Genomic DNA, 16,714 nt, shown 5'->3' with positions numbered 1-16,714 from the left:
CCGGGGCGCGTCCGGCGTCCCCGCGATGGCGGGGCACGGGCACGATCGCTTGAGAGGTTTTCCACGTGGCAGAGGGTGCCAACACCACACCGGCCTACGCGGCGGCCGGCGTCGACATCGCCGCCGGCGAGCGCGCGGTCGACCTGATGAAGCGGCACGTGGCGCGCACCCGCCGGCCCGAGCTCGTCACCGACGCCAGCGGCTTCGCCGGGCTCTTCCGCCTCGACACCGCCAAGTACCGCGCGCCGGTCCTGGCCACCTCGACCGACGGCGTGGGCACGAAGGTGCTGCTGGCCCAGCGCATGGACGTGCACGACACCATCGGCATCGACCTGGTCGGCATGGTCGTCGACGACCTCGTGGTCAGCGGCGCCGAGCCGCTGTTCATGACCGACTACATCGCCTGCGGCGCAGTGGTCCCCGAGCGCATCGCCGAGATCGTCGGCGGTATCGCCGAAGGCTGCGCCCAGGCCGGGTGCGCGCTGATCGGCGGCGAGACCGCCGAGCACCCCGGTGCCATGGGCCCGGACGAGTACGACCTCGCCGGCGCGGGGACCGGGATCGTCGAGGCCGACCGGATCCTGGGCCCCGACCGCGTGCGCGACGGCGACGCCGTCATCGCCATCGCGTCGTCGGGGCTGCACTCCAACGGCTACTCGCTGGTGCGCCGCGTGGTGGACCAGGCGGGCCTGGAACTCGGCACCCGCGTACCGGAGCTGGGCGCCGACCTCGGCGAGGTGCTGCTCACGCCCACCCGCGTCTACGCCAAGGACTGCCTCGCGCTGGCCGACGAGGTCGAGGTGCACGCGTTCGCGCACATCACCGGGGGCGGCCTGGCCGCCAACCTGGCGCGCTCACTGCCCGAGGGCACGGGGGCGGTCCTGGACCGCCGCACCTGGACGCCCGCGCCGGTCTTCGGCTTCCTGGCCGAGCGCGGCGGCCTCACGCGCGCCGACATGGAGGCCACGTTCAACATGGGCGTGGGAATGGCCGCGATCACCGCGGCCGGCTCCGCCGACCGCGCCCTGGCCGTGCTGGCGGCACGCGGCCTGGACGCCTGGGTCGCGGGGACGGTGACAGCAGGGCCGGAAGGGGTGCGGCTCGATGGCGAGCACCCGTGACCGGGGGGTCGTCCGGGGCGGTCACGCGCTGACGGCCCCGGTCGGCGCACGACACAGGTATAGCCGGTCCACTCCACGCGCGGGGAGCGAACCGGCTATGTGTGCCTGTGGATCAGCGGACCCGGTTATGCGGATGCTGCGCGCCGCCGGCGCGAGGCGATGGATCAGCGGAGCCGGTCCGAACGGCCGGACCCTTCCTCCGCCGGACCGTCGCCGCCGTCGGGATACTTCTTGTCGGCGAGATCCGCATAACGGTCGACCAGGTCGTCGTAAGGGTCTTCATAGGTGTCGTCCGACGGCTCCGTCGGCGACACGTCTTCCTCAGCGACACCCAGCTCTGCCCGCAGCCGCTCAAGGTCGGTACCGCCGGAGCTGTACTTCAGCCTCCGAGCGACCTTCTGCTGCTTGGCCTTGGCTCGGCCGCGCCCCATTGGCTCGACCCCCTCAACGATTGGGTTTGGAGAAACCCCAGATCACTAGCGAAACCGCAATACCGGGCTGACGGCCGTCACCGCACTGACGACAGGCGCCAGCTTACGTACGGATACAACCGTACCCGGTTTGGACCCGACCTGCCTACGCCGCCCATGCCTAACCGGTCGGCGTGCCCCCCGCCCGGGCGTGTCACGGCGCCGCGGCACGCGGTCGGGGTGGGTGCCGCACGCCGCAATATATGCCACGATGCGAGCGTGCTGCCCTACACCGCCTATCTCCGCGTTTACCAGCCCATTGCCGCGTTTTCCCTTCCGGAGCGCCGCTACTGGAGGGCATACGCGGAGTCCGCGGACCGCCCGCGCCGGGTGCACGCCGTCGCGGCCGAGCACGCCGAAAGCCTGCGCCGGCTCGTGGCGACCCCGCCGATCCCGGCACCCGAGCAGGAGAGCCGCGACGCCTACGTCCGCCGCATGGGCGGTGAGCTGTACATCTGCCCCTGGCAGACCCGCCTGCGGTCGTGGCTGGGCCTGCGCGACTTCCACGCCGCCACCCCCGCCGCCCTCGCACCGGTCTACCTGCCCGACTCCGTGGCCGACGCCGCCGAACGCGACTTCGAGGAGTGGCGCGACCGCGGGGAGCCGCTGCGCACCCAGATCCTCACCAGCACCTGGACCGTCCCGCTCCCGTGGTTCGCGCCCTTCGAGGCGAAGGAGCGGTGCCTGATCCTCGGCGTCGCCGACCCGGGGGCCGACGGCGCCGCGCGCGCACGCCACCCGGCGGGCGGCGCCACGGCACAGGGAACCCCTGAGCAGGCGCCCGCCCGCACCCTGCTCTACGTGACCGAGATGGCGCTCGCGCGCGAGCGGCTCGACCGCGCCATCCAGGTCCTCCAGGAGCACGTGGGCGAGAGCGCGGCGCTGGTCGCGGCCGAGCGCCTGGACGACTGGCTCTCCGGGGTCGCGCACCCCGATGCGCTGATCGAGCTGGACTACGGGGGCCTCGTCCACCTGCTCGGCGACGACCGGCTGCGCGAGGACGAGTCGGTGGCGGAGATCGCCGCCGCGATCACCGGCCTGGAGACCGGGCAGGAGGAGCTGGCCGTCGCCATGTACCGGAGGGTTACCCGGCGCTGGAAGGAGATCCAGGCGCTGGAGCACGCCAACTGAGCGGCGCGGCCGGGGGCGGGCCCGCTCGGGGCGGCGCGGCGGGGCGGCGGGGCGGGGCGCGCGCGGCCCGGCCCGGGGGACGCGCCGTGGGGACGGGCCGGGTGAAGGGGACCCCAAGAGCGGGTCGGGGCGCGACCGGCGCGCGGCCCCGGTGAAGGGGCCCCGCGGGCGCGTCGAGGCAGGACCGGCGCGCGGCCCGGGTGAACGGGACCCCAAGAGCGGGTCCGGCCCGGGTGAAGCCGGCGGCCGGCGCAGCGGATCCGGGTGGCCCGGTTCGCCCTGATGTCGACCGAGGGTGACCGAGAAGAGGGGTCGAATGTGAAGCCCTGTCACGTTCTGCGCGTGTACGCCACGCCGGGCGCCAACCTGGTGTACCAGGTTTCTTCACGGGGGGCGCCGAATCCGTCGCACGTCAGAGCGGGATAGGTTGGGACGACCTTCACAGTTAGCATCAACTTCGTCGAAACTGGGCATACCAGTCCATAGACATCGACATAGACTGTGTTCGTGCCGTCACAGAGCGCACTCTGCGTAATCGAAACCCCATGCCCCGCCGCGGTTCCGGGCGATCGCGGCGAGCAGTCGACAAGATGGGACCGGCGTCGCCGCGCAGCCGCCCCGCGCCGCGAAAGACCTGGCCAAAACGGTGACGTCCGTCGCGGCGCCGGACTTCCGGACCCGTTTCAGCCCGATCCCCCGTAGCACTTTCGGCCCGCCGGATCGAGAAAAACAGGGCCGGAGAACGAAGTTTTGACCGAATACGCCACATGCCACTAAACGTGTCGCTAGAATCACTCAGCGTGACGCGCACCATGGGCGACTTTGCGACCTCCCATCCGACAAAGTCGCGTTAAGTGGTCGCGTAATCACCTCGGGTGATGCCAATATAGACCTAGAGGGCAATATTGGACATCCGGGCCAAGTGCCAGGATAAGGCTCAGGATCGGCACACAGATCCAGGAGGAGAGGCCGTACACATGTCAACTCGCACGCCCGAGGCGGAGCCCCTGTTGACCCCTGCCGAGGTCGCCACCATGTTCCGCGTGGACCCCAAGACCGTCACGCGCTGGGCAAAGGCGGGCAAGCTGACCTCGATCCGGACCCTGGGTGGCCACCGCCGCTACCGCGAGACCGAGGTCCGCGCTCTGCTGGCCGGTATCCCCAACCAGCGCTCGGAGTGATCTCCCCGGCACGTGCCGTATCCGGGGGGATAGACCGGGGGAAGCTCACATCCCCGTTCGATGAGGGCGGGTCGCCTGTGCCGGCGGCCCGCCCTCGGGCTTGACCCATCACACCGCGCGACCACACCGCCACACGTCCAGGGCCATAGGGCGGCCGCACCACCGCCCACCAGCGCTCACCGCACGACCGCACCCGTGCGGGCCCGGGCCCGGAAGGCCGGCCGCCGGGGCACGAGGGCACCGACAGCACGATCGATCCCGCGCCGGCCCAGGGGCAACGGACGGCGAATCCGAGCGCACGCCTTGGCCATGCGGCCCCCGTCCGCCGGGCGACGGCCAAGCCAGGACCAAAGCGCGGTCACGCCCGCGCCGGCCTCGGACCCGCCGGGGAGCCGGGACTCACAGCGACGGCGTCGCCGCCAGCAGGCGGGCGAGTGCCGGGCCGCCCGATTCCAGCTCGTCCGCCGGCACGTCGTCCACCACCCGCCCGGCGTCCAGGACCACCACCCGTCCGGCCATGCGGCGGGCCACCCGGAGGTCGTGGGTGACCAGGACGAGGGCGCGGTCCCGGCCGGCCGACGCGATCGCGTCGAGCACGTGGTCCTGGGCCAGCGCGTCGAGGCCGGCGGTGGGCTCGTCGGCCAGCAGCACGTCGGGCCGCACGGCCAGCGCCCGGGCCACGGCCACCCTCTGCCGCTCGCCGCCCGAGAGCGTGGCGGGGCGCCGCCCGGCGAAGTGCGCCGGCAGCCCGACGGCCTCCAAGAGCCCGGCGACGGCTTCGCCGGGGTCGGCGCTCCCGCGCGGCAGGGCCTCGGCCACGACGTCGCCCGCCCGGTAGCGGGGATCGAACGACGACAGCGCGTCCTGCGGTATCCACCCGAAACGGCGCCGAACGGCCCTGCGCTCGCGTTCGGGGGCCGCCCATACATCAGCCCCGCCGACGATCAGCCGCCCCTCCTGCGGCCGGTCCAGGGCCGCCAGCACCCCCATCAGCGTCGACTTCCCGGCCCCGCTCGCACCGACGACCGCTACGGACTCCCCCGCCCCGATGGCGAGGTCCACCCCGGACAACGCCTCGATTCGCCGCGCTCGCCGGCCCAGCGTCCGGCCCACCCCACGGCAGACGACGACGGCACTCACCGCGGCCCCCCGGAATCGGACATCCCCCGGCACGAGCCGACGAAGCTCACCACGCTCTCCCTGCCACGGACGTCCCCCGCCCGGCCATCGGCGCCGCCTGAACCGCACGCCTCCCCCTCGCTCCCGGCCCGGCCCGGCGCCGCCCCCATCACAGGTCCGCCGCCCCGCCCCCTGCGCCGTGCCGTTCCGCGGCGCGGCCGGCGCCGGCGCGCACCAGTGCGGCGGTGAACGGGTGCACCGGAGCGCCCAGGACCTCCGCCGCGGGCCCGCTCTCGACGATCCGGCCGCCGTCGAGGACGGCGACCCGGTCCGCCCACCGCCCGGCGACCGCGAGGTCGTGGGTGATGAGCAACAGGGCCCGGCCGGTGCCCGCCGTTCGGTCGCGCAGCAGGTCCAGCACCCGGGCCTGGGTCACGGGGTCGAGCGCCGAGGTGACCTCGTCGGCGATGAGCAGCCGGGGGTCCAGGAGGCAGGCCAGCGCCAGCGCCACCCGCTGGGCCTGGCCGCCCGACAGCTCGAAGGGCCGGGCCGCCCACAGCCGCTCGGGATCCTCGATCCCGGCCTCGCTCAACGCAGCGAGCCCGCGGGCGCGCCGCATCGCACGCGCGATCCCGTGGGCGGCGAGCGTCTCGCGCACGTGGGTGCCGACGGTCACCGTGGGGTTCAGGCTGGCCTGCGACTCCTGGAAGACGTAGCCGATCGCGGCCCCGCGCAGTGCGCGCAGCCGGTGTCCGGCCGGACCGAGCAGGTCGTGGACGCCCGTACCGGTGCCCAGCAGCGCCGTGCCACGGGCGCGGGCGCCATCGGGCAGCAGCCCGATCAGCGCGCGTGCGGAGAGGCTCTTCCCGCTGCCGCTGCGCCCGACCAGCGCGGTGACCTCACCCGGCGGCAGCCGGAGGTCGAGCCCCGCGACGATGTCGCGCCCGCCGACACGGACGGCGAGCCCGGTCACGTCGAGAACGGGCAACGCGAGGCCCGCGGTCACCGGTCCTCCCCCCATCGCCGACCGACCCGGAACGCGGCATGCGGTGTGGCCGTAACCCGGGTTCCGCGCGAGGGGCGGCGTCCGGCGTTCACCCGGCCCCACCCCCGGCGCGGACCGTCCCGGAAGACCACAAGCGGCCTGACCGCAACCCGGCCTCCACGGGACGAAGCGCAGCCGTCGATCACCAGGTCCTCCCCTCGACCGGGCCCCGGTGGTCCAGGCCGGTCGCGATGACGTTGAGCGCGATGATGGTGGCCACGATCGCCGCCGCCGGGAAGGCGACGGTGTACCACTGGCCGGTGAGCAGGTGGGCGCGCGCGTCGGTGAGCAGGTTGCCCCAGCTGGGCTGGTTGACCGGGATCCCGACACCGAGGAAGCTCAGCGTCGACTCCGTCAGGATCGCGTGGCCGGCCTCGAACGCCGCGATGGCCGCGATGGGCGGCAGGGCGTTGGGCACCAGGTGGCGCGTGAACACGCGGGTGCGCGAGAGTCCGAGCGAGGTGGCGGCGCGCACGAACGGGCGCTCGCGGAGCGCGCCGACCTCGGCGCGGGCGACCAGCGCCACCGGCATCCACGCGGTGAGGGCGATGGCCGCCACCACGGTCGCCGCCGAGGGCCCCGCGACAGCGGCGAGGGTGAGCGCCATCAGCACCATCGGCAGCGCCAAGAGGGCGTCGGCGGTCCGGGTGATGAGCGCGTCGAGCCAGCGCGGCCCGACCGCCGCCACCGCCCCGAGCGCCGTCCCGGCCGCCACCGTGACGGCGGCGGCCCCCAGGCCGACCAGCAGCGACAGCCGTGCGCCGTGCAGCATCCGGGAGAAGAGGTCGCGCCCCAGGGAGTCGGTACCCAGCACGTGCCCGGGCGACCCCGGCGGCAGTGAGACCGCGGTGGTATCCGTGGCCAGCGGGTCATACGGCGCCATCCAGGGCGCCCCCGCCGCCACCAGCCCCATGGCCGCGAGCACCGCACCCGCCACGGCCACCCCGCCGACCCGCCGCCGGCCGCCCCCGAGCGGCCCGGTCCCACCCGGCCCGGTCTCCGCGGACTCCGCCGGCCGGAACCGGCGCGGCCTATTGCGAATGATTCGCATCTGTTCAGCCTAGTGCCGTGACCGGAATCGTTAACGGGGACCCGGCTCGGGTGAACGCGCCGAGCCGGCGGGGCATCGGTCGGTCCGAAAACCGCTGGACGCGCCCCAGGGCGCTCCGCGATCATCCGCGCTGTGACAGATGAACCCGCCCGCCGGTCCCCCGCCCCGACCGGCCTGAGGTCGGTGAGGTCCGTCGATCTCACCAGCACGGCCATGACCGCCCTGCTGGACGACGACCTCACCCGGGCCAGTGCCGAAGCAGGAGTCGAGCTCACCGACTACTTCCTCACTGATCGGGCGAAGTGGGTGTGGCGGTATCGGGTCGATCAGCTGGCCTCGGACCCGGGTAGCGCGGGGTGGCTCACCCGGGCCGTCGTGGCCGAGCCCGAAGGCGTCGCCGTGGGGTACGCCGGGTTCCACGGGCCGCCCGATGAGACGGGCATGGTGGAGATCGGCTATTCGGTCGCCCCCGGCTTCCGTCGCCAGGGGTACGCCAGGACGATGTTGACCGGGTTGATGCGTCGCGCCGCCGCCGAATCCGCGGTCACGACCGCGCGGGTGACCATCAGCCCCGAGAACACCGCGTCCCTGGCCACGATCTCCGGATTCGGCTTCGTGGAGGTCGGAGAGCAGTGGGACGAGGTGGACGGCCTCGAACTCATCCTTGAAGTCCCCGTCTGAACAGACCGCTGCCGGAAGGCGGCGCTCCGTCCCGGAGAGCCATGCGCGCCGACCCGGTGAACGCTTCCGGTCACAGCGCTACGGCTGACCCCGCCCACCGGGGACCGGCTCCCCGCACAGGGAGACACCCGCGACGCCGCCCCGGCGAGATCCCGCGCGGCCCCGATCGACGCCGTCGACGGCCTGCGCCCGATGCCATCCGAGGCGATGCGACGGGCCCCGTGCTCCGGGTTCCGGCCTCCACTCCGGCACCGGAGCTCCGCGCCACAGGCCGTCAGTGCGGCGTCGTGTCCATCGCGTGCGCACCGGGCGTGCTCGGGCATCGCCTAATCTGGACAAACGGCGGGGCCAGGGGCGCCATTCGCAGGGGAGCGCCGTAGGACGTCGCCGCCGCGACCGGGGAACGGGCCGTCGACGGCGCCGGTCCGGCGCCTCCAGGTCGCCGGGGTGCGGCACGTTCGGCGCGTGCGAGAGACGAGGGGGCGACGTGGTGAGCGCCAGTACCGGGCCCGCCGGGTTCCAGGCGGTCCGGGAGACCAACCTCGGCGTGGTGCTGCGCGCCGTGCGCGAACTCGCTCCGTGCTCGCGTGCCGCGGTGGCCGCCACGACCGGGCTCAACAAGTCCACCGTCTCCAGCCTGGTCGCCGACCTCATCTCCCGGCGGCTGGTGCGCGAGACCGGCGAGGAGGCCGCCGAGCGCCGCGTGGGCCGCCCCGGGGTGATGCTCGCGCTGGACGACCGCGCGATCGCCGCCGTCGGGGTGGAGGTCAACGTCGACTACCTGGCGGTGGCGGCAGTGGACCTGGTCGAGCGGGAGCTGCTGCGCACCCACGTCCCCTTCGACGCGCGCGCGGCCGGGCCCGACGCCTGCGCACGGCGCATCGCCGGCACCCTCGCACGCGTCCTCGACACCCCTGAGCTGCGCGGCCGTACGGTCATCGGTGCGGGTACGGCCGTCCCCGGGCTGGTGGACGCGCCCACCGGCACCGTCATCCGCGCCCCCAATCTGGGCTGGCGCGACGTCCCGCTGCACGACCGCCTCACCGCGCTGCTGGCCGGCTCCGGCACCCCGCTGATGCCGGTCGTCGTCGACAACGACGCCAATCTCGGCGCCGTCGCGGAGTACCGCCTCGGCCACCTGCGCGGGACCCCCGAGCTCGTGTACATCACCGGCGAGGTCGGCATCGGCGCGGGCGTGCTCATGGGCGGTGCCCCGGTGCGCGGCGCGACCGGCTTCGCCGGGGAGATCGGCCATATCCGGGTGACCGCCGACGGACCGGAGTGCGCGTGCGGGCGCCGCGGCTGCCTGGAGGCGGTGGCGGGGCTCGGCGCCGTTCTGCGCGGCGCCGTACCGGACCTGGCCCCGTCCGGCCCGATGTCGGGCTCCGCCATCGGCGAGCTGGTGGCGGCCGCCACCGCACGCGCTGAGTCGGGCGACCCCACGGCGGTGGCGGCCCTGGCGGAGGCCGGCACCCACCTGGGGCGCGGCGCGGCCGTCCTGGTCAACATCGTGGCGCCGCGCGCCGTGGTGCTGGGCGGGCACTTCGTCCCGCTGTCGCCGTGGCTGCTGCCGGCGTGCCGCGCCGCGCTGGCCGAGGACGCGTTCGCCGCGGAGTCGGGCGGCTGCCTGGTGGAGGCGTCCGAGCTGGGCCTCGGCGCCGCCGCGCTCGGCGGGGCGACGGCGCTGATCGACGCCCTCGACAGCGGCCGCCTCCCCCTCCCCGGCCCGGCCCCGGAACCCGCCCGCGCGTGACCCCGCCGCGCCCGCAGCCGGACGGCCGAGGTGGTCCCGCTGATCCGGCCGACGGGGCGAACGCTCCGGAGCCGCGTGTCCGAAGGACCCCCTATGCTCCGGTCGCAGGTGCGAGAACAGCGGAGCGGCCGGTGCCGGGCCGCGAGCGCCGTCGGCACGGCGGCGCCGGCGATGGGGGGATTCACAGCGATGGCCACCTACGTGCTGATCCCGGGTGCCGGGTGTGATCCCTGGTACTGGCATCCGGTGGCGGAGGATCTGCAAGGGCGCGGGCACGAGGTCGTCGCCGTCGACCTGCCGTGTGAGGACCCGTCGGCCGGGCTGGACGACTACGCGGACGCGGTCGTCGACGCCGTCGGCGACCAGGCCGGTGTGGTCTTGGTGGCGCATTCCCTCGGCGGGTTCACCGCCCTGCTCGTGTGCGCGCGGATCAGGGTCGACCTGCTGGTGCTGCTGGAGGCCATGATCCCCGCTCCCGGCGAAACGCTGGCCGACTGGTGGACGGCGACCGGCCACGGCCGGGCCTACCGGGAGCAGGCCGAACGCGACGGCCGGACCGCCGGCGACCTCATGGACGACTTCCTGCACGACGTCCCGCCCCATCTGGCCGCCGGGCTCCGCGCGCGTCCCCGGGAGCAGTCGGACGGCCCCTCCCATCAGCCGTGGCCGCTCGACGCCTGGCCGGACGTGCCCACCCGGATGCTCATCGGGAGCGAGGACCGGCTCTTCCCCGTCGGCTTCATGCGCCGCGTGGCGCGCGAGCGCCTGGGTATCGTCCCCGACGAGATCCCCGCCGGGCACATGCCCATGCTCGCGCGCCCCGCTGAACTGGCCGAACGGCTGGAGTCCTACCGCGCCGGCCTGGCGGTGGGAGGGTGATCGCCCACTGCGATCCCCGCCCCACCGGCTCGGGTAGCCCAGTCCGCCCGGCCCGCTCGGCCGCTCACCCGGCTCGGCCCGCTCGGGTGAAGGCCAGGGTGGCGACGGCGATCTCGGGGCCCTCGAAGACGAGGTGGAGGTCGCGCGTGCCCTGTGCGCCGGTGAGGGCCGTCTCCACCTCGGCGAACGCGTAGCGGTCGGCCTCGGGCGGGACCGTGCAGGTGCCCGCTACCGGGCCGCTGATCGGGTCGTCCAGGCGCAGTACGACGGTGCCGCCCGCCAGGGCGTTGACCGCGAGCCGGCACGCCGCCGCCCCGTCGCCGAAGTCGACGTCGCGGAAGGCCGCCCACGCCTCCGGTTCGGCGGAGCGGACCGCCTCGCCCCGCTCCCGCCCCGACGGGCACAGCACCACGCCGTGGTACTCGTCGTGCGCGATCGCCTCCCAGGGCCCGGCGAACGGGTCGCGCGGCGGGATGGGCTCACCCGGGACGTCGAGCGGGGCGCACACCCGGATGTCCTTGGCCGACCGCCCGATCTGGACCTTGCGCGGGGCGTCCTCCACCACGAGCCGGCCGCGGGCGGTGTCGTAGGTGGCGAGGTCGGCGACGTCGAAGGCGATCTCGACGGTGCGGCTCTCCCCCGGTTCCAGGCGGACCCGGCCGAACCCGCGGAGCCGGCGCAGCGGCTGCTTCACCCGCGACAGCCGCTGCCGGGTGTAGCACTGGATCACCTCCTCGGCCGGCCGCTCCCCGGTGTTGGTGACGGTGACGTGCACGGTGACCCGGCCCCCGGCCACCTCCACCCGCGGGTCGCGGTAGTCCACCGTGCTGTACCCGAGCCCGTGGCCGAACGGGTAGAGCGGCGTCCCCAGGTAGTACAGGTAGGTGGCGTCGGCGGCGATGATGTCGTAGTCGAGCAGGTCGGGCAGCTCGGTGACCGACCGGTACCAGGTCTGGGTGAGCCGCCCCGCGGGCTCGGCGTCGCCGAAGAGGACGTCGGCCAGCGCGTTGCCGTGCTCCTGGCCGCCGTGGGAGGACCACACGATGGCGCCGACGTGCTCGTCGGCCCAGGTGATGCCGAACGGGTAGCCGCTGGTGAGCACCAGCACGGTCGCGGGGTTGGCGGCGTGCACCGCGCGCAGCACGGCCTCTTGGGCGGCGGGCAGGTCCAGGTCGCGGCGGTCCTCGGTCTCGCGGCCGTTGACCAGCGGGTGGTCGCCCGCGACCACCACGGCGACATCGGCGTCGGCGGCGAGGGCCGCCGCCTCGGCGGCGCCGTCGCGCAGCACGTCCACGGTGAACGCCGCCGCGGCGTCGGCGTCGGCCGTCAGCCGCAGCACGGCGTCGTCGGCGACGGTGACGTAGTGGCCGGTGGCGATGTGGAACAGCACCACCGAGCCGTCGGGCCGCTCCTGGAACCGGAAGGTCTGGCGGACCTCCCAGCCGTTGGGGCCGGGCGCGTCGTTGACGAGGGTGCCGTCGTCGCCCTCCGAGACGTAGCGGCCGTCGGCGGCGGCGCGCAGCGCGTAGGCGCTGCCGCCCCAGTCGAAGAGGTCGAAGGCGACCGAGGCGGCGGCGGGCCCGGTGGCCGGCGCGGCGGCCAGGCGCAGCGGGCCGCCGCCGTCGCCCGCCGTCACGTGCCCGCCGCCGCTGCGCAGGGCGATGCGGTCGACGCCCTCGCAGAACACCGTGGCGGTGCGGGCGGCGATGGCGTCGCGGGCGGAGACGGCGTAGGGCAGCGTCCCGCTGTACCAGTCCTCCTGGACGTCGTCGGCGAGCTGGCCGATGACGGCGATCCGGCGCGGCGCGCGCAGCGGCAGCAGGCCGTCGTTCTTCAGCAGCACGATCGAACGGCACGCCGCTTCGCGGGCCAGCTCCTGGTGGGCGGGGCTGTTGACGGTGTCCTCGCCGACGCCGGCGTAGGGGGGTTCGGGGTCGAACTCCCCTAGGCGCAGGCGGATGGCGAGGATGTGGCGGACGGCGTCGTCGACGGCGGCGGGGTCGGCCAGGCCCTCGTCGAGGGCGCGGCGCAGGTGGCCCAGGGTGGGGCCGGTGCGCTCGTCGTCCTGCGTGAAGCTGTCGATCCCGGCCCGGAGCGCGTGGGCGTAGGCGTGCGCGAGGTCGCCGTGGTAGCCCTGCTCGTTGACGAGGTTGGCGGGCGCGTAGGCGTCGCTGACCACCAGGAGGTCGCCCGGGGCGGCGGCGCGCAGGACGTCGTTGATCAGCGGGCTGAGGTGGGCGGGACGGCCGTTGACCAGGTTGTAGGAGGGCATGACGGCCACCGCGGCGCCGGAGCGCAGGGCGGGCAGGTGGGCGGGGAGCTCGTACTCGTACAGCACGCGCGGGGGCAGGTTGCTGGAGGTGGTGCAGCGCCCGGTCTCGTTGTTGTAGCCGAGGAAGTGCTTGATGGTGGGCGCGGTCTTCAGCCACCGCGGGTCGTCGCCGGCCAGGCCGCGCGCGTAGGCGGTGGACAGCACGCCGGTGAGCCAGGGGTCCTCGGAGTAGCCCTCTTCGTTGCGGCCCCATCGGGGGTCGCGCAGGGGGTTGACCACGGGCGCCCAGACGTTGCGGCCGGCCCCGGACGGGTCCTTCGCGTGGAAGGCCAGGACCTCGTCGGCGGCGGCCGCCCCCACCCGCCGCACCAGGCCGGGGTCCCACGTGCTGGCGAGCCCGATGGCCTGGGGGAACACCGTGGCCGGGCCGAGCCAGGCCAGGCCGTGGAGCGCTTCGGTCCCGGTGCGGAACGCGCCGAGCCCCAGGCGCTCGACCGGCGCCTGGTACTGGTGGAGCAGGCCGATGCGCTCGTCCAGGGTGAGCCGGCCGAGCAGGTCGGCCACGCGCTCGTGCAGCGGGCGGCCGGGGTCGCGGAAGGGGGCGTCCGCGGATGCGTTCATGTAGGGGTCCCGTCTGTCGCGGTGGGCACGGGGGCCGGGAGCGCGGGGCGCTCGGCGGCGCGGGCGGCACGTGAGGGGTCGAGCGGGGCGCGGCCGCCGCGGACCCGCGCCGGGGTGTGCGGGTCGCCCGGCAGCCGCCCGGTCTCCACGGCGTCGAGGATGCGCGCGGTGGCCCCCAGAGCGGGGGCGTCCAGGCCCAGGGTGGAGGCGACGACGCGGCACCCGCCGTGCTCGGCGGCGATCGCGCGGTCGCGGAGTTCGGCGCCGGCGGCGGGCAGCAGCCAGGGGGCCAGTTCGGCGTAGTGGCCGCCGAGGACCACGACCCGCGGGTCCAGGACGTTGGCCAGGATCGCGATCCCCGCGCCGAGGTCGCGGCCGGCGCCGGTGAGCGCGTCCAGGGTGGCGGCGTCGCCGGCGCGGGCGCGGGCGGTGATCTCGTCGATGAGCGGTTCCATCTCGGCGATCGGCGGACGGCCGCCGATGTCGGGGGTCTGGGGGTCGGCGGCGGCGCGGCGGATGACGGCGGCGATCCCGGCGACGGCCTCCATGCAGCCGCGCCGGCCGCAGTGGCAGGCGGGGCCGCCGGGGACCACCGGGATGTGCCCGATCTCGCCGCTGTAGCCCGCGCTGCCCGCGCGCAGCGCGCCGTCGATGACCAGGCCGGCGCCCAGGGCGCCGCCGCCCGCGAGGTAGACGAGGTCGGCGGTGCCGGCGTGCGGGCCGTATCGGTGTTCGGCCAGCACGCCGAAGTCGGCGTCGTTGCCGGTCTCCACGTGCAGGCCGGGCAGGCGCAGCGCGGCGGCGAGGTCGGCGGCGAAATCGGCGTCGCGCCAGTCTCGGGCGGCGGCGCTCGCGAGCGCCGGATCGCCGGCGTGCTCCCGGGGGCCGCGCGATCCGGGCGCGCCCGGCGCACCGGGGGAATCGGCGGGGGCGGGGAAGGAGCCGGGAAGGCCGGCGGAACCGGAGGGGTCGGGGCCGAGGGTGCCGGGCAGGGCGACGGCCAGCCCCAGGACCTTGCGCCCGTCCCGTTCGGCCCGGGCGATCACCCGGCGGGTGAGGGAGGCGACGGCGGTGAGGGCGCGGGCGGGCGAGCCGGTGGCGCCGGGCAGGGCCCGGCGCCACGACAGCACGGTGCGCCCGGCGATGTCGACGGCCACGGCGGAGAGGTAGTCGGTGCTGACCTCGATGCCGATGGCGGCGTAGGAGGCGCCGTCGAGGGTGAGCAGGACAGCGGGGCGTCCGACCCGGTTGCCGGTCGTGCCGACCTCGCGGAGCAGCCGGCGTTTGAGCAGTTCGGACACGAGGCTGGAGACGGTGGTCTTGTTGAGTCCGGTCGCCGCGGCGATGTCGGCCCGCGAGCAAGGGGCCAGGTCGCGCACGCAGCGCAGGACGACGGCGAGGTTGGTGCTGCGGACGTCGGCCGCGTCCACACGATGTGGATCCCTGGAGGGTGTGATCACTGTCCGCCCCGCTCCCGTGGGTACCGCCGACCGCCCCGGAGGCCATCTTGTGGGGCAGGTCACCGTCAAGTAATTTGTTTGTCTAGACCGCAAACTAATTCTAGGCGATGCGAACGCGACTTTCCTACCCCCACGGACCCCCCGTCCGAGTTCAGCGAAGGACGTGCCATGCCCCGTTATCCCCGACCCCGCATGACGCTCGACCGCCGCCGGTTCCTCGGCCTCGCCGGCGCCGGAGCCGCCGCCGCGTTCTCCGGCGGCCTGCTCACGGCCTGCGCGCCCACCGGACCGCGACCGGGGGCGGGCGCAGCGGCCGGCGCGGACCGGCTGGACGACCTGATCCCCACCTTCATCCCGTTCGACGGCCCCGCCCCCGACCTGCCCGGAACCGACGGCGCCCCCGACGCCTACACGTCCTACCCCCGGGCCGTCGACGCCATCACCGCTCCCCCGGGCTCCGGCGGCTCCTACACCGCCATGACCCCCCTGTGGGGCCCGGTCCCGCCGGGGCTCGGCGACAACTCCCACTACGACCTGGTCAACCGGGAACTCGGCGCCACCGTCGAGTTCAACTTCCAGGACGGCAACACGATCATCGACAAGATGAACGCGGTCATCGCCGGCGGCGACGTCGCCGACATCACGATGGTCCCCGACTGGCTGATCAACCTGATCCCCCGGTTCAACCGGGCCGCGGGCGAGCTGTTCGAGGACCTCACCCCGTTCCTGGCCGGCGACGCCGTCGAGCCCTACCCGATGCTCGCCAACCTGCGCAGCGACGCCTGGAAGTGGGGCGTCTTCGACGAGCGGCTGTACGGCGTGCCCCTGCCCTCCAACCCCTTCCCCGAGTGGTTCCTGTACCGGGCCGACCTGTTCGCGGAGATGGACCTGCCGCTGCCCTCCTCCCCCGAGGAGTTCTTCGAGCTCGGCGAGGAGATCAACGACCCCGACAACAACCGGTGGGCGTTCGGCGACTTCTACCGGCTGATGCGGCAGGTGTTCGGGGCGCCGCGCGAATGGCGCTACACCGGCGGCGAACTGGTCCACCAGGTCGAGACCCCCGAGTTCGCGGCCAGCGTGGAGTTCCTGCGCCGCGTCTACGACGCCGGGCTGGTCCACCCCGACATCGCCGGCGGCGGCACCAACAACAAGGAGCTCATCAACTCCGGGCGGATCCTCGTCGACCAGGACGCCACCAGCGCCATCATCGAGGCATACCAGGGCGTGCTGCCCGACGACCCCGACTTCCGGCTCGGGCTGCTCCCCGTCTTCGGCAGCGACGGCAACGACCCCGACATGCACCGCGCCAGCCCAGCCGAGCACTGCGTCTTCGTCCGCAAGGGCTTCGAGCCCGGACAGGTCGAGGAGGTGCTGCAGATCCTCGACTACTGCGCCGCCCCCTTCGGCACCGAGGAGTACCTCACCTACCGCTTCGGCGCCGAGGGCGAGCACTACGAATACGTCGACGGCGCCCCGCAGCTCACCGAACTGGGCCGGCAGGAGGTCGGCAACGGCTACCTGTTCCTGAGCGGGCGCCCCTCGCCGATCGTGGAGAGCCAGTACCCCGACTACGTCGAGCCGCGCAGCCAGTGGTTCAACGACGCCGTCCAGTACTCGGGCGAGGACCCGTTCGAGGGCATCCGCATCCAGCGGCCCAACGCCTACTCCAGCGTCGAGACCCCCACCACCGACAAGGTCATGGACATCATCCGGGGCCGCCGCGAGGTGCGCGAGCTGGAGGACGTCATCGCCGAATGGCGGCGCGACGGCGGCGACGAGGGACGCGAGTTCTTCCAGCAGGTCCTCCAGGACCACGGCCGTGATTAACTCCCGGAGCGGCGCCGCCCAGGCGCCCGCCGCCGCGGGGCGCGCGGCCCCCGGCACCGCCTCCGCGGGCGGCGGCCGCCGCGGCCGCCGCGCCGTGCGCGCC

At 74.6% G+C, this 16,714-nt stretch carries 13 protein-coding genes; 7 read left to right on the top strand and 6 right to left on the bottom strand.

Features of this window, described 5'->3' with window-relative positions; genetic code table 11:
- The first annotated feature begins 65 nt into the window (after positions 1-65).
- Positions 66-1,121, top strand: coding sequence for a phosphoribosylformylglycinamidine cyclo-ligase (purM, locus tag ACFO4E_RS12430; RefSeq protein ID WP_378574059.1), 1,056 nt, complete (start codon positions 66-68; stop codon positions 1,119-1,121).
- A 164-nt stretch (positions 1,122-1,285) separates the two neighbouring features.
- Here purM and ACFO4E_RS12425 read toward each other — a convergent pair whose 3' ends face one another.
- Positions 1,286-1,552, bottom strand: a complete 267-nt coding sequence (locus tag ACFO4E_RS12425) for a DUF3073 domain-containing protein (RefSeq protein ID WP_378574057.1) — start codon at positions 1,550-1,552, stop codon at positions 1,286-1,288.
- Positions 1,553-1,810: 258 nt separating this feature from the next.
- On the opposite strand from ACFO4E_RS12425, the gene ACFO4E_RS12420 reads away from it, so the two are divergent.
- Positions 1,811-2,722, top strand: a complete 912-nt coding sequence (locus ACFO4E_RS12420; protein WP_378574056.1) for a DUF8083 family protein — start codon at positions 1,811-1,813, stop codon at positions 2,720-2,722.
- Between the two features lie 977 nt (positions 2,723-3,699).
- A complete protein-coding gene (gene bldC / locus ACFO4E_RS12415) occupies positions 3,700-3,903 on the top strand; it encodes a developmental transcriptional regulator BldC (RefSeq protein WP_017621302.1) in 204 nt (67 codons plus the stop codon).
- A gap of 399 nt (positions 3,904-4,302) precedes the next feature.
- Here the strand turns inward: bldC and ACFO4E_RS12410 are convergent, their stop codons facing one another.
- The 3 genes from ACFO4E_RS12410 to ACFO4E_RS12400 form a co-directional block, all read right to left on the bottom strand.
- A complete protein-coding gene (locus ACFO4E_RS12410; RefSeq protein WP_378574309.1) occupies positions 4,303-4,965 on the bottom strand; it encodes an ATP-binding cassette domain-containing protein in 663 nt (220 codons plus the stop codon).
- Between the two features lie 226 nt (positions 4,966-5,191).
- Positions 5,192-6,028: an ATP-binding cassette domain-containing protein gene (locus tag ACFO4E_RS12405; RefSeq protein ID WP_378574054.1), complete on the bottom strand. Its 837-nt coding sequence runs from the start codon at positions 6,026-6,028 to the stop codon at positions 5,192-5,194.
- A gap of 181 nt (positions 6,029-6,209) precedes the next feature.
- Positions 6,210-7,118: an ABC transporter permease gene (locus ACFO4E_RS12400; RefSeq protein WP_378574052.1), complete on the bottom strand. Its 909-nt coding sequence runs from the start codon at positions 7,116-7,118 to the stop codon at positions 6,210-6,212.
- Between the two features lie 132 nt (positions 7,119-7,250).
- On the opposite strand from ACFO4E_RS12400, the gene ACFO4E_RS12395 reads away from it, so the two are divergent.
- The 3 genes from ACFO4E_RS12395 (at position 7,251) to ACFO4E_RS12385 (ending at position 10,431) form a co-directional block, all read left to right on the top strand.
- Positions 7,251-7,799: a GNAT family N-acetyltransferase gene (locus tag ACFO4E_RS12395; RefSeq protein WP_378574050.1), complete on the top strand. Its 549-nt coding sequence runs from the start codon at positions 7,251-7,253 to the stop codon at positions 7,797-7,799.
- A gap of 490 nt (positions 7,800-8,289) precedes the next feature.
- Positions 8,290-9,552: an ROK family protein gene (locus ACFO4E_RS12390; protein ID WP_378574048.1), complete on the top strand. Its 1,263-nt coding sequence runs from the start codon at positions 8,290-8,292 to the stop codon at positions 9,550-9,552.
- Between the two features lie 189 nt (positions 9,553-9,741).
- Positions 9,742-10,431, top strand: a complete 690-nt coding sequence (locus ACFO4E_RS12385; RefSeq protein WP_378574046.1) for an alpha/beta fold hydrolase — start codon at positions 9,742-9,744, stop codon at positions 10,429-10,431.
- A gap of 64 nt (positions 10,432-10,495) precedes the next feature.
- On the opposite strand, the gene ACFO4E_RS12380 is transcribed toward ACFO4E_RS12385, so the two are convergent.
- On the bottom strand, positions 10,496-13,324 hold the full coding sequence (locus ACFO4E_RS12380; protein WP_378574044.1) for a glycoside hydrolase family 3 C-terminal domain-containing protein: 2,829 nt from the start codon (positions 13,322-13,324) through the stop codon (positions 10,496-10,498).
- Entirely contained in the window at positions 13,321-14,754 is a 1,434-nt protein-coding gene (locus ACFO4E_RS12375; protein ID WP_378574042.1) for an ROK family transcriptional regulator, read from the bottom strand. Before ACFO4E_RS12375 ends, ACFO4E_RS12380 begins: the two co-directional genes overlap by 4 nt.
- Positions 14,755-14,952: 198 nt before the next feature.
- Between ACFO4E_RS12375 and ACFO4E_RS12370 the strand changes: the two genes are divergently transcribed.
- Positions 14,953-16,611, top strand: coding sequence for an extracellular solute-binding protein (locus tag ACFO4E_RS12370; protein WP_378574041.1), 1,659 nt, complete (start codon positions 14,953-14,955; stop codon positions 16,609-16,611).
- Positions 16,612-16,714: the final 103 nt, after the last annotated feature.

The organism is Nocardiopsis mangrovi (assembly GCF_042653925.1).
In the GTDB taxonomy this organism is placed as follows: Bacteria; Actinomycetota; Actinomycetes; order Streptosporangiales; family Streptosporangiaceae; genus Nocardiopsis_B; species Nocardiopsis_B mangrovi.
This window is presented reverse-complemented; position numbering and strand designations above follow the sequence as displayed.

What these genes read in the sequence shown, in the direction of transcription:
- ACFO4E_RS12385 (WP_378574046.1), top strand. Translation starts at nt 9,742, where the DNA reads ATGGCCACCTACGTGCTGATCCCGGGTGCCGGGTGTGATCCCTGGTAC.
- ACFO4E_RS12425 (WP_378574057.1), bottom strand. Translation starts at nt 1,552, where the DNA reads ATGGGGCGCGGCCGAGCCAAGGCCAAGCAGCAGAAGGTCGCTCGGAGG.
- bldC (WP_017621302.1), top strand. Translation starts at nt 3,700, where the DNA reads ATGTCAACTCGCACGCCCGAGGCGGAGCCCCTGTTGACCCCTGCCGAG.
- ACFO4E_RS12370 (WP_378574041.1), top strand. Translation starts at nt 14,953, where the DNA reads ATGCCCCGTTATCCCCGACCCCGCATGACGCTCGACCGCCGCCGGTTC.
- ACFO4E_RS12400 (WP_378574052.1), bottom strand. Translation starts at nt 7,118, where the DNA reads ATGCGAATCATTCGCAATAGGCCGCGCCGGTTCCGGCCGGCGGAGTCC.
- ACFO4E_RS12380 (WP_378574044.1), bottom strand. Translation starts at nt 13,324, where the DNA reads ATGAACGCATCCGCGGACGCCCCCTTCCGCGACCCCGGCCGCCCGCTG.